The organism is Streptomyces sp. SID13031 (assembly GCF_010548305.1).
Taxonomy (GTDB): domain Bacteria; phylum Actinomycetota; class Actinomycetes; order Propionibacteriales; family Kribbellaceae; genus Kribbella.
Window position 1 is genome coordinate 167,278 of sequence record NZ_JAAGLV010000010.1, and the last position, 12,374, is coordinate 179,651.

The window sequence follows — 12,374 nt, forward strand, 5'->3', positions numbered from 1 at the left end:
TACTGCGCACCACCCGAACCGCCCGGCTGGTCCTCGGACCAGCCGGGCAGTTCTCTTTCTGCGCTGGCGCCGGGCTGGCGATCCGCCGATCCAACTGCCCCGAGACCAGATAGGCGGCGGGTGTCGTGCCGGCCTCGTGGTGGCGATCACTGTTCGTAGTGAAAAAAGCTCGGTTATCACCTATTGCCACTAGGCAAAGGGGGGTGGGGGCCGTATTCTCTTGCAGGCTGAGAGGTCCGTGAACGAGGGGGGCGAGGGGTGGCTGAGGTCCGAGTGCCGCACACCCACGATCGCGTTGAACTCCGTGATCTCGCCGCTTCGGCGGCTGCAGGTGACCGGAACGCACTGAACGATTTGCTCACCCGGGTCCGCGCCGTCGCCCACCGCTATGTGCGGTCGAGGTTGTGGACGTACCCTGGCGGCGCCGACATGGTCGATGACGTCGCCCAGGAAGTATGTGTCGCGGTGTTCGGCGCGTTGGGCCGGTACCGGGACGAGGGGAGGCCGTTCGAGGCCTTCGTCTACGGCATCGCGGCTCGCAAGGTCGCCGATGCCCAGCGTGCGTTCGCGGTGGCAGACTTGTCGACGCCGGATCTTCCGGACGGGGCGGACGAGTCGCCGACGCCGGAGGAGCACGCGGTCAGACATTCAGAGGTCCAGCACATCGTGGGGTTGCTGGACAGATTGCCGGAGAAGCTGCGGGAGATCCTGCGGCTCCGGGTGGTAGCGGGGATGTCAGCCGAGGAGACCGGCCGGGCACTGGGGATGACACCGGGGGCGGTGAGGGTCGCACAGCATCGGGCGTTGAACACGCTCAGGGGGTTTGTGGGGCATGAGGCACAGTCGGAACGAGGGGCAGGGGAGGAGCGACATGGCTGACCGTTTTGATCTAGACGCGATTGAAGCCGATGACGCGCTGCTCGACCTGCTCGCAGCCGGTGGGGAGTCCGCCTGGGCGGCCGGCGAGCACGACCCGGTCCTGATGATGCTGGCCGAGCTGCGGCTGGCGGTGGAGGTCGAGGACGAGCTCCCGGTGGAGACGATCGACGACCCGGAGAGCTTCCTGGCGCGCTGCGCCGCGCTCAACCCGGTCACGGATCCGTTCGCCCGCAAGCTCGCGGCCCGCAGCCTGGCGCTCGGCGTCGCCGCGGTGGCCGCGCTGTCGGTCTCCGGGGTGGCCGCGGCCGTCACGGGTAACCCGCTCTCGCCGTACGAGAAGGTGATCGAGAAGATCGCCGACGGTCTGCGGCCGGAGACGAGCCTGCCGAAGGAACAACTCGACGGCCTGCCGGCGTTCGACAAGACCAAGATCGTCAAGGTCGGCAAGGACTACCAGGCGACGCAGCAGCGGAACGCGGAGAAGGCGAAGGAGCCCACGAGTGGCGGCGTCGACACGCCGCCCGCCTCCAACCTGCTGCCCCCGCTGGCCCGGCCGGCCCCACTGCCGCAGACCGACCAGCAACTGCAGATCGAGACGCAGGCCGTCGCCCCGGTAGTACCGGAGCAGCCGGCCCCGGTTGTCCCGCCGCCGAGCGAGCCGACCACGCAGCCGACCGAGCCTGGCCCGACCGGCGAGCCGACTGCGCCGCCGACCGGCGAGCCGACCCAAGAGCCGACTGCGCCGCCGTCCAGCGAGCCGACCCAAGAGCCGACCGCGCCGCCGTCCAGCGAGCCGACCCAAGAGCCGACCGCGCCGACGACGACGCCGGCTCCGGGTGGTGGCGACAACGGTTCGACCGGCAACCCGGGCGAGGGACCGACCGATGCACCGACCCCGCCGGTCACCGAGCCGACCAAGCTGCCGACCACGGTGCCCAGCACGGGCGACGGTGGCGAGACCAGTACCGGGACCGAGAACGGCGGGGACGAGACCACGCCGGTGGTCCCGCCGAAGACCGACGAGCCCAGTCCTGACCTGCCCGGTGACCAGACCGGTGACGAGGGCAACCAGGGCACCGACAACCCGATCTCCGAGGTGCTGGGGAGCGTCGTACCAGTACTACCGACGCCGACCGGTGCCCCGATCGAGGAGCCGGTGCGCCTGGAGCAGTACTTCGGCAAGGGGTTCACCGACAACGGCAAGCACTCCAGCGGCAAGCCCGCGCTGGGCTGGGCCAAGTCGCAGTACGCCAAGGGCAAGCACTCCACCGGTCAGTACGCCGAGGGCAAGCACGCGGCGACCAACCGCGCCCACGGCTCGATGGCCCCGGTCACCATCCGCCAGATCCTGGGAGTGCTGAACACCCCGATGTCCGACCGCTGACCGCCTCGCTGCCTCCGGCAGCATGGCGGTTTAGCGGGTCCGGAGCGGTCTTCTCCGGTGGGCTGTGGGTAGGGGCTGTGGAGGACCGATTCGGGGCGTCGGGTAGCTGCGGCTTACGATGGGGTCCCGTTCTCGCTGTGCAAAGGTGCCTGCCTTCCTCATGGACATCACACCCGCTGGAGTTCCCGACAAGTTCGCCGTCCTCGGCCTGACGTTCGACGACGTGCTACTGCAACCGAACGAGTCCGACGTGATCCCGTCGGAGGCCATCACCAAGTCCAGGGTCAGCCGCAACATCGAGGTGAACATCCCGCTGGTGTCCAGCGCGATGGACACCGTCACCGAGGCGCGGATGGCGATCGCGATGGCGCGCCAGGGCGGTCTCGGCGTGCTGCACCGCAACAACTCGATCGAGGACCAGGCCCAGCAGGTCGATCTGGTCAAGCGCTCCGAGTCCGGCATGATCGCCCAGCCGATCACCATCGGCCCGGACGCGACCATCGGCGAGGCCGACGCGCTCTGCGGTCAGTACCGGATCTCCGGCGTGCCCGTGGTCGACAACGCCGGCGTCCTGGTCGGCATCGTGACGAACCGCGACATGCGGTTCGAGAACGACCCGGCCCGGCCGATCCACGAGGTGATGACCCGTCAGCCGCTGGTCACCGGCCCGCAGGGCATCTCGGCCGACGACGCGATCAAGCTGCTCAGCCAGCACAAGATCGAGAAGCTGCCGCTGGTCGACGAGGCCGGCAAGCTGACCGGTCTGATCACGCTGAAGGACTTCGTCAAGCGCGACCAGTTCCCGCTGTCGACCAAGGACTCCGGCGGCCGGCTCGTCGTCGGTGCCGCGATCGGCTTCTTCGGTGAGGCCTGGAAGCGCGGGATGACGCTGATCGAGGCCGGCGTCGACGTGCTGGTGGTCGACACCGCACACGGTCACTCGCAGGCCCAGCTGGACATCATCCGCAAGCTCAAGGCCGACCCGGCCACCCGCGGCGTGGACATCATCGGCGGCAACGTCGGCACCCGCGCGGGCGCCCAGGCGCTGGTCGACGCCGGCGCCGACGGCGTCAAGGTCGGCGTGGGCCCGGGCTCGATCTGTACGACGCGCGTCGTGTCCGGCGTCGGCGTCCCGCAGGTCACCGCGATCTACGAGGCCTCGCTGGCCTGCAAGCCGGCCGGCGTGCCGGTGATCGGCGACGGCGGCCTGCAGTACTCCGGTGACATCGCCAAGGCGCTCGTGGCCGGCGCGGACACCGTCATGCTCGGTTCGCTGCTGGCCGGCTGCGAGGAGTCGCCCGGCGACCTCGTCTTCATCAACGGCAAGCAGTTCAAGGCGTACCGCGGGATGGGCTCGCTCGGCGCGATGCAGTCCGGCGGCCTGCGCAAGTCGTACTCCAAGGACCGGTACTTCCAAAGCGACGTCGGCAGCGACGAGAAGCTGATCGCCGAGGGCGTCGAGGGCCAGGTCCCGTACCGCGGCCCGCTCGCCGCCGTCGCGTACCAGCTGATCGGCGGCCTGCGCCAGTCGATGTGGTACTGCGGGTCGCGGACCGTCCCGGAGCTCCAGGACAAGGGCGTCTTCGTCCGGATCACCTCGGCCGGCCTGCAGGAGTCGCACCCGCACGACATCCAGATGACGGTCGAGGCGCCGAACTACTCCGGTCGCTGAGCACCGCCTAGCAAAGGGAACCCCAGATGACCGAGATCGAGATCGGCCGCGCCAAGCGGGGCCGGCAGGCGTACGCGTTCGACGACATCGCGATCGTGCCGTCGCGGCGGACCCGTGACCCCGAAGAGGTCTCGGTCGCCTGGCAGATCGACGCGTACCGGTTCGAGCTGCCGATCCTGGCCGCGCCGATGGACTCGGTGATGTCGCCGGCCACCGCGATCGCGATCGGCAAGGCCGGCGGCATCGGCGTGCTGAACCTCGAAGGTCTCTGGACCAGGTACGACGACCCGACCTCGCTGCTGGCGGAGATCACCAGCATCAGCAAGGAGCAGGCCACCACGCGCCTGCAGGAGATCTACTCGGCGCCGATCAAGCCCGAGCTGATCTCCCAGCGGGTGCAGGAGATCCGCGACTCCGGCGTGACCGTGGCCGGCGCGCTGTCGCCGCAGCGGACCAAGCAGTTCGCCAAGCACGTCGTGGACGCGGGTGTCGACCTGTTCGTCATCCGCGGTACGACGGTGTCGGCCGAGCACGTGTCGGGTCAGGCCGAGCCGCTCAACCTCAAGCAGTTCATCTACGACCTCGACGTACCGGTCATCGTCGGTGGGTGTGCGACCCACCAGGCCGCTCTGCACCTGATGCGGACGGGCGCTGCCGGCGTACTGGTCGGCTTCGGTGGTGGCGCTGCGCACACGACCCGCAAGGTGCTCGGTGTCGCGGTGCCGATGGCCAGCGCTGTCGCGGATGTCGCCGCGGCCCGCCGGGACTACATGGACGAGTCCGGCGGTCGGTACGTGCACGTCATCGCCGACGGTTCAGTCGGCCGATCCGGTGACCTCGCCAAGGCGATCGCCTGCGGTGCCGACGCCGTGATGGTCGGCTCGCCGCTGGCCCGCGCGAGCGACGCTCCCGGCGGCGGCTTCCACTGGGGTGCCGAGGCCTGGCACGCCGACCTGCCCCGCGGCGAGCGCGTCGAGGTCGGCGTCAGCGGCACGATGGAGCAGATCCTCTTCGGCCCGTCCTTCGTCCCCGACGGCACGATGAACCTCGTCGGCGCCCTCAAACGCGCGATGGCAACCACCGGCTACACGGAACTCAAGGAGTTCCAGCGGGTCGAGGTCGTCGTCGGGTGACCACCGGCGTGCTTCTCCTGCACGGATCGAGCGGCAAGCCCGACCTCGACCGCGCGCAGATCCTGGAAGCAGCCGGGTACGACGTCGTCGCGCCGCAGTGGTTCGACGGCCCGATCAGCGAGATCCCGCTGGAGTCGTTCCCGCTGGACGAACTGGCCGCCCGCAACGACCGGCTCGTCGTGATGGGAATGTCCTACGGTTCGGTGGCCGCGCTACTGCTGGCAAGCTTCGACGAGCGTGTCGATGCGGTGGTCGCGCTCGCTCCGGGCGCACATGTGTGGGCGTGGATCGGAGACGGTGAGCAGACGTCGATGTTCACCCGGCAGGGTGAGCTGCTGTTGCTCGCCGGTGGTGACGACCGGCTCTGGCCGTCGGTCGATTTCGCCGGGCAGCTCGCCGAGCGGCGCGGGACGCGCCCGACCCAGCTGCTGATCTCGGTTGATGCCGGGCACCGGCTGGTGTTTCCTGGTGAGGAGGTCAAGACCAGTGGGCAGCGGATGGCCAGAGGTGGGAGCGAGGAAGCGGACCGGGCGTTCGGGCAGCAGGCCTGGGCTCAGGTTGCCCAGGTCCTGGCGGGGACGCGCTGAGACGGCGGCTCGGTGACGGCCCAGGTTTGCTGAGTCTGCAAGGATTGGTCTTATGGGACTGTTCAGCAGCCGCCGCACCGAGGTTGACAACGTCGCGCTGGCCGAGGCGCGTACCCGGCTTACGTCGGAGGATGTCGACCAGATCCGCTTTCTGCTCACCACCAAGAAGACCGTATTTGCGGTCAGGTACGTGATGGAGCGGGCCGGGATCGAGCTCAAGCACGCGCGTGACCTGGTCGAGGACATCCGGCTCGGCCGCTATGTCCCGCCGATCACCGACACCCCGATCGTCCGGAGGCCCGGTACTAACCTGGCCGAGCGCACTCGCGCGCTGAAGGCCGCCGGCGAGCTCCACCAGGCTACCGCGCTGGTGGTCAGCGAGACCGGTATGACCGAGGTCGAAGCCGGCCTCTTCGTCGGCGCCCTCCGCGCCGACAACCACGCCTAGCCCTTGACGTAGGAGAGCTTCTCCGCGATCTTCCCGTCGCGCAGCCGCAGCACGTCGACCCCGCGCACATGGCCGCGGCCGCCGTCCGCCTCCGCCCAGGAGAATCTCCACCGGACGACGGCACGGTCACCGAGCACCACCGACTCCTCGGTCTCGAACAGCGGCTCCGGCGTCTCGGCGAACAACTTCCGCCACTGCTCCCGTACTGCTTCCGCTCCCACGAAGCGACTGCCGTCGGGAGCCGGTGAAGTGGACTCGAAGACGCAGTCAGCGGTCAGTTGCGCCATGATCGCGTCGACATCCCCGATGCCGAAAGCATCCCCCAGCAAGGCGACGGCGGTATGGCCGGGCGTCCACGCCGGATCTCGGCCGAAGGCGCCGAGGAGTGAGTCGGTGGCGCTGGAGAAGCCCTCGACGCGCGGGCCGATCGCACCGCCACCGCGATAGAGCTCCTCCCGGTCCTTGAACCAGGACGCCACTGCGGCGACCACTTCGGGATCGAGCCGGGCATCGGCGCCGATCGCGACCGCCAGGTCCCACCCGTGCACGAGATGGTCCGCCGCGAGTTGGCTCACGTACTCGGCGGCCGACTCCTCCCCGTACGAGAGCTGCACGGTGGCATCTCGCAGTACGGGCTCGGTGATGGCGAGCTGGGCGGCGCGGGCTGCCTCGGTTGCGGCCGAGGCAGGGTCGTTGCCGAGCAGGTCGCCGTCGAGTGAGTCTCCTACCTCTTCGATCGTCCGGCCGGCCAGCAGTGGCACGGTCCAGCGTTCCTCGCCGACCACGTGGTTGACGAGCGTCCGCACGTCCCAGTCCGGGCACGGAGTCGGGTCGCCCCATTGAGCCGGCCCGACCGCGGCCACCTGCCGGGCGAACTCCTCGCTGGTCCGGCGGTGCAGTTCTACAACGTCCATAAGTGCCTCCCCCAACAGCGTCAGCGTGCGCTCGGGGGAGGCGCAGGTCAATGCTTACAACTGGGCGGCAGCCTCGTGGGCGTGCTGGGAGGCCATGAAGTCGCCCTTCGCGGCGAGCAAGTCGCCGTGGTGGCGCAGGCAGTCGCCGGCCAGGATCTTCATCTCGAGGTTGGTCATCGTGAACGGGATGAGCGCGGTCGCGACCTCGGCGCTCCAGCCGGCCAGGTCGAGGGCCATCGCGGTCTGCCCGCTCTCGTGGTAGGCGCCGGAGATGTCGAGCAGCACCTTCGCCCAGATCGGCGCATAGGTGCTCGTCTCGTACCGCATCCGGTGCGACTCGCGCTCCGACGAGATCGCGAAAAGGTAGTGCGCCTCGAGCCCCAGCGTGAGCGCGGTCTCGGCGTCGTGCGCGAGCATCGGGCGGACCAGCTCGGCGAGCTCAGTAGCCCGTACCGCCGCCGACTCCGGATCGGTCCGGCCCGACACCGTGGCCAGCGTCATCCCGGGCGCCGGCTCGCTCAGGGCGACCAGCCGGAAGTACTGCTCGTACGGACCCAGCTTGATCTCCGCCGTCTCCAACGCCGTGGTCAGCGACGGTGGGATGCCGCGATCGAGCTCCTCGGTGACGACCGCGGCCGTCGCCGGGTCGGTCGCGAACGCCGTGCGCAGACAGTTCTCGCCTTCCAGCACCCGGCCGACGATGCCCAGGTGCTTGCCCTTGCGGGTCAGCGCGGACACGAGCGTGCGCAGATCGGTCGCGGACTCCGAGTCGGCCAGCGTGTCCGCAGTACTGAGCCCGATCTCGTCGGCCTCCAGCGCGAGGTCCAGCCGGCCGTCGGCGGCGTGGATGTCGGCCGAGACCGCCGTCGCCGAGCACAGGTAGCGCGCATAGGTCAGCGCCTGCGAGCTCGCGTTGATCTGGTCGGCCAGTTGCAGGAACAACTGGGTCGCCGCATCCGCCGACGCGACGGCCAGCGCTGGGTCGCCGTACCGGCGGAGGATGAGCGCGTTCATCGCGAGCACCCGGGCGAAGTCGGGCTGGTGCATGATGCCGTCGGCGCCACTGACCAGCCGGCCGTACGCGATCACCGCGCCGTCCATCTCCAGTACCGCGGTTGCCCCATAGCCGCGATGCGCCTGCGTCATCGCCCGCCGGGCACGCACGTCGGCCAGGAACGAAGTCGAGTCGAGCACGTCGGCATCGCTCAGCTCCGTGTAGCCGAGCTGGGCCTCGTGCAGGGCGGCAAGCGCTTCCTCGTGCCGGCCGGAGGCGTTCAGGGATCCGGCCAGCTCGTACTGCGTCGCCGCCATCAGGTGCTTGGCCTCGTAGTGATCCGGGCGATCCCCGGCGCGCTCCCTGGCCAGCTCGATGACGCGTTGCTGGTACGGCCCGGCCTCGTCGGCGCGGCCCTCCTCGATCAGCACCTGGGCTGTCTGCAGTGCCTCGCCGAGCTCGTCCTCAGGGGGCGTCCAGAGCCCCCCGCTGTCCACCATCTTTACGTTCAACCCCTTCGCAGGTTCAGTCGTTCACCCTAGCGCCAACAGCCACCTCCATGCGCACGATCAGGACCGTTATCTCGGTGCTGTGGCAAAGTACTGACACGAGCTGTTACCGGCAGGTAGCCTGGGTGAATGAGCGAGCAGACCTCGATTCCTGCCGACCCCGAGCTCGACCCGACCGCGTCGTATGCGACCGACCAATCGGTCATCCGTCGGCTGGCCGGTCTGTTGCGAGCCTCGGCAGGCACCCGCACGTCCTATGCGCCGGCGACCGGGCAACCGGTTGCCGAGCTGCCGGTGTCCGCGGCCGACGACGTCGTGGCCGCGGTCAGGTCCGCGCGCAAGACGCAGCGCACCTGGAAGGGCACCTCGATCGCCGACCGGTCGGCCATCCTGTTGCGCTACCACGACCTCGTCCTGGACCACCGCCACGAACTCGCCGACCTGGTGATCGTCGAGTCCGGCAAGGCCCGCAAGCAGGCCTTCGAGGAGGTCGCGCACGTCGCGCTGACCGCCCGGTACTACGGCCGCAAGGGCGCCGAACTGCTCGCCCCGCAGCGCAAACTCGGCATGTTCCCGATCCTCACCCGCGCCGAGCAGCGGTTCGTACCGAAGGGTGTCGTGGGCATCATCTCGCCCTGGAACTACCCGCTCAGCATGGCGATGGCCGACGGTCTGCCCGCGATCATGGCGGGCAACACGGTCGTCCACAAACCCGACAGCCAGACCCCGCTGACCGCACTCAGAGCGATCGAGCTCCTGTACGAGGCCGGGCTCCCGCGCGACGCCTGGCAGCCGGTGAACGGTGACGGCCCGACCGTCGGCGGCGCGATCATCCAGAACACCGACTACGTCTGCTTCACCGGCTCGACCAAGACCGGCCGGCTGGTCGCCAAGCAGGCCGGCGAGCGGCTGATCGGTTGCAGCCTCGAGCTGGGAGGCAAGAACCCCATGCTCGTACTCCGGGACGCCGACGTGCACCGCGCTGCCGAGGGCGCCGTCCGGGCGTGCTTCTCGAGTGCCGGCCAGCTCTGCGTCTCGATGGAACGGCTCTACGTCGCCGACCAGGTCTACGACGCGTTCATCACCGCCTTCCTCGACCGGGTGAAGAAGATCAAGCTGTCGGCCGGTACCGGCTGGGACGTCGACATGGGCTCGCTGATCTCCAAGGCCCAGCTCGACACGGTCACCCGGCACGTCGACAACGCTCGCGAGCACGGTGCCGTAGTACTGGCCGGTGGGAAGGCGCGGCCGGAGATCGGGCCGCTCTTCTACGAGCCGACGGTGCTGTCCGGCGTGACGCCCGAGATGGAGTGCTTCGACCACGAGACGTTCGGGCCGGTCGTGTCGGTCTACCGGTTCTCCGACGAGGCCGAGGCGATCCAGCGCGCCAACGAGGGCGAGTACGGGCTGAACGCGAGCGTGTGGACCAAGGATGGCCGCCGCGGCCGCGCGATCGCGGCCCAGTTGGTGGCCGGCACGGTCAACGTCAACGAGGGCTATGCCGCGACCTTCGGCTCGATCGACACCCCGATGGGCGGAATGCGCTCGTCGGGCCTCGGCCGCCGCCAGGGCGTCGAAGGCATCCGCCGGTACGTCGACCCGCAGGCGATCGCGACTCAGCGCGTCGTCCCGATCGCCGCCTCGCACGGAATCAAGGACGAGGCCTACGCCGAGCTGATGACCGGAGCCCTGCGCGTGCTGAAGAAACTGGGACGCGCATGATCTTCGACCACGACGTCATCGTCATCGGATCCGGGTTCGGCGGCAGTGTCAGTGCGTTGAGGCTGGTCGAGAAGGGGTATGACGTCGGGGTCCTGGAAGCGGGGCCGCGGTACGAGGACCAGGGGTTCGCGAAGAACTCCTGGGACACCAAGCGGTTCCTGTTCGCGCCGAAGTTCGGCATGTACGGGATCCAGCGGATCAGCGCGCTGCGCGACGTGATCATCCTGTCCGGCGCCGGGGTCGGCGGCGGCAGCCTCGTCTACGCGAACACCCTGTACGAACCGCTGCCCGCCTTCTACGCCGACAAGCAGTGGGCGCACATCACCGACTGGAAGTCCGAGCTCGCCCCGTACTACGACCAGGCCAAGCGCATGCTCGGCGTCACGACCTATCCCGGCTTCACCCCGGCCGACAAGGTGATGAAGCAGGTCGCGGACGACATGGGTGTGGGCGACACCTTCCACCCGACGCCGGTCGGAGTGTTCTTCGGTGAGCCCGGGGTCGAGGTGGACGACCCGTACTTCGGCGGCGCCGGCCCCCGGCGTTCCGGCTGTATCGACTGTGGCGAGTGCATGACCGGCTGCCGGCACAACGCGAAGAACACGCTGACCAAGAACTACCTGTACCTGGCCGAGAAGGCCGGCGCCGAGGTGTACCCGATGACGACGGTGACGTCGGTCGAGGAGTTGCCCGGTGGCGGCTACGCGATCGAGACGCGCCGGACGTCGAACAAGAAGGCGACCCGCAAGTTCACGGCCCAGCAGGTGATCTTCGCTGCCTCCGCCCTCGGCACCGCGAAGCTCCTGCACCGGCTGCGCGACGAGGGCAAGCTGCCGCACCTGTCGGACCGGCTCGGCGTCCTGACCCGGACCAACTCGGAATCGTTGCTCGGGGCAATCGCCAGGGACCGCGACGTCGACTACACCAAGGGGGTCGCGATCACCTCGTCGTTCCACCCGGACGACATCACCCACATCGAGCCGGTCCGGTACGGCCGGGGCAGCAACGTGATGTCGCTGCTGCAGACCGTGCTGACCGACGGTGGCGGTGACAAACCGCGCTGGCGGACCTGGCTGAGGGAGCTGGCCGTGCAGCGCAAGAACCTGCGCCGGCTTTACGACCTGAAGCACTGGTCCGAGCGGACCGTGATCGCGCTGGTGATGCAGACCGCGGACAACTCGATCACCACCTACGGCAAGCGGGACCGGTTCGGCCGCTGGCGGCTGACCTCGAAACAGGGCCACGGCGCGCCCAACCCGTCCTGGATCCCGGTCGCCAACGAGGTGGTCCGGCGGATGGCCAAGCTGATGGGCGGGACGCCGGGTGGCACGATCGGCGAGCCGTTCAACGTGCCGATGACCGCGCACTTCATCGGCGGCTGCGCGATCGGCGACTCGGCCGCGACCGGCGTGGTCGATCCGTACCACCGGGTCTACGGGTACGACGGGCTGCACATCGTGGACGGCTCGACGATCTCGGCGAATCTCGGGGTGAACCCGTCGTTGACGATCACCGCCCAGGCCGAGCGGGCGTTGTCGTTCTGGCCGAACAAGGGTGATGAGGACGCGCGGCCGGCGGTCGGGGCGGAGTACCAGCGAGTGGCGCCGGTCACGCCGGTCAACCCCGTGGTACCCGTCGATGCCCCAGCGGCACTCCGGCTGCCGATCGTGACCATCACCAAGCAGGACGGGCCGGACACCACCAGCAGGCTGTGACCTGAGCCGATACCGCTAGCGTGCTAGAGAGCCTGGTGCGGAGTGGCTGTACACAAAGGCAGGAAGTAGTCGGGCGTTCGGCCGGGCGCCACGCTCACGGAGGCGGCGCCCGGCCGCAGTACGGGCACTACTTCCTGCCGTTATGCACACTTTCCCATTCCGCAACAGGCTGGGCCGGATGGATGTGGTTGCTGGGGGCAACGGTTGGCGGTCGGTGCACGCCAAACCCGGCGAGCAAGCGCTTACCCCCGGTGTGTCGGGCCGGTCGTGCCGGGTTGGGCACGCGTGGCGGTCCGGGCCGGTATCTCCGGCGCCGCGTGACAGGTGTCTGAGTGATGGACGGTGCTGTCCGAGTGCGGAAATCGTGCTCGCCGGGGCTCGACTAGCAGGTTGTTGTACCGCTAGCGGGATGTTTCA

10 protein-coding genes are annotated in these 12,374 nt (G+C 69.1%); 8 read left to right on the forward strand and 2 right to left on the reverse strand.

Annotated features, from left to right (window positions below):
- Nucleotides 1–258 precede the first annotated feature (258 nt).
- From shbA to G3I17_RS21120, 6 genes are all read left to right on the forward strand, one after another.
- The gene (shbA, locus tag G3I17_RS21095; RefSeq protein ID WP_164598905.1) at nucleotides 259–879 is read left to right on the forward strand and encodes an RNA polymerase sigma factor ShbA; all 621 of its coding nucleotides are present in this window, start codon (nucleotides 259–261) and stop codon (nucleotides 877–879) included.
- Nucleotides 872–2,263, forward strand: a complete 1,392-nt coding sequence (locus G3I17_RS21100) for a hypothetical protein (RefSeq protein WP_164598907.1) — start codon at nucleotides 872–874, stop codon at nucleotides 2,261–2,263. Before shbA ends, G3I17_RS21100 begins: the two co-directional genes overlap by 8 nt.
- 160 nt (nucleotides 2,264–2,423) lie before the next feature.
- Nucleotides 2,424–3,935 (forward strand): IMP dehydrogenase, encoded by a 1,512-nt coding sequence (gene guaB / locus G3I17_RS21105; protein ID WP_164598909.1) that lies wholly within the window; start codon nucleotides 2,424–2,426, stop codon nucleotides 3,933–3,935.
- 26 nt (nucleotides 3,936–3,961) lie between these two features.
- Complete coding sequence (locus G3I17_RS21110) at nucleotides 3,962–5,068, forward strand: GuaB3 family IMP dehydrogenase-related protein (protein WP_164598912.1); 1,107 nt, start codon at nucleotides 3,962–3,964, stop codon at nucleotides 5,066–5,068.
- On the forward strand, nucleotides 5,065–5,655 hold the full coding sequence (locus G3I17_RS42160; protein ID WP_164598914.1) for an acyl-CoA thioester hydrolase/BAAT C-terminal domain-containing protein: 591 nt from the start codon (nucleotides 5,065–5,067) through the stop codon (nucleotides 5,653–5,655). Before G3I17_RS21110 ends, G3I17_RS42160 begins: the two co-directional genes overlap by 4 nt.
- 52 nt (nucleotides 5,656–5,707) lie before the next feature.
- Complete coding sequence (locus G3I17_RS21120) at nucleotides 5,708–6,103, forward strand: hypothetical protein (protein ID WP_164598916.1); 396 nt, start codon at nucleotides 5,708–5,710, stop codon at nucleotides 6,101–6,103.
- On the opposite strand, the gene G3I17_RS21125 is transcribed toward G3I17_RS21120, so the two are convergent.
- Both G3I17_RS21125 and G3I17_RS21130 read right to left on the reverse strand, forming a co-directional pair.
- A complete protein-coding gene (locus G3I17_RS21125) occupies nucleotides 6,100–7,017 on the reverse strand; it encodes a TIGR03086 family metal-binding protein (RefSeq protein WP_164598918.1) in 918 nt (305 codons plus the stop codon). The genes G3I17_RS21120 and G3I17_RS21125 overlap by 4 nt on opposite strands.
- A gap of 54 nt (nucleotides 7,018–7,071) precedes the next feature.
- Nucleotides 7,072–8,511, reverse strand: coding sequence for a hypothetical protein (locus G3I17_RS21130; protein ID WP_203590536.1), 1,440 nt, complete (start codon nucleotides 8,509–8,511; stop codon nucleotides 7,072–7,074).
- A 138-nt stretch (nucleotides 8,512–8,649) separates the two neighbouring features.
- Between G3I17_RS21130 and G3I17_RS21135 the strand changes: the two genes are divergently transcribed.
- Nucleotides 8,650–10,242, forward strand: a complete 1,593-nt coding sequence (locus G3I17_RS21135) for a succinic semialdehyde dehydrogenase (RefSeq protein ID WP_164598920.1) — start codon at nucleotides 8,650–8,652, stop codon at nucleotides 10,240–10,242.
- Nucleotides 10,239–11,957 (forward strand): GMC family oxidoreductase, encoded by a 1,719-nt coding sequence (locus tag G3I17_RS21140; RefSeq protein ID WP_164598922.1) that lies wholly within the window; start codon nucleotides 10,239–10,241, stop codon nucleotides 11,955–11,957. The genes G3I17_RS21135 and G3I17_RS21140 overlap by 4 nt, the downstream gene beginning before the upstream one ends.
- Nucleotides 11,958–12,374: the final 417 nt, after the last annotated feature.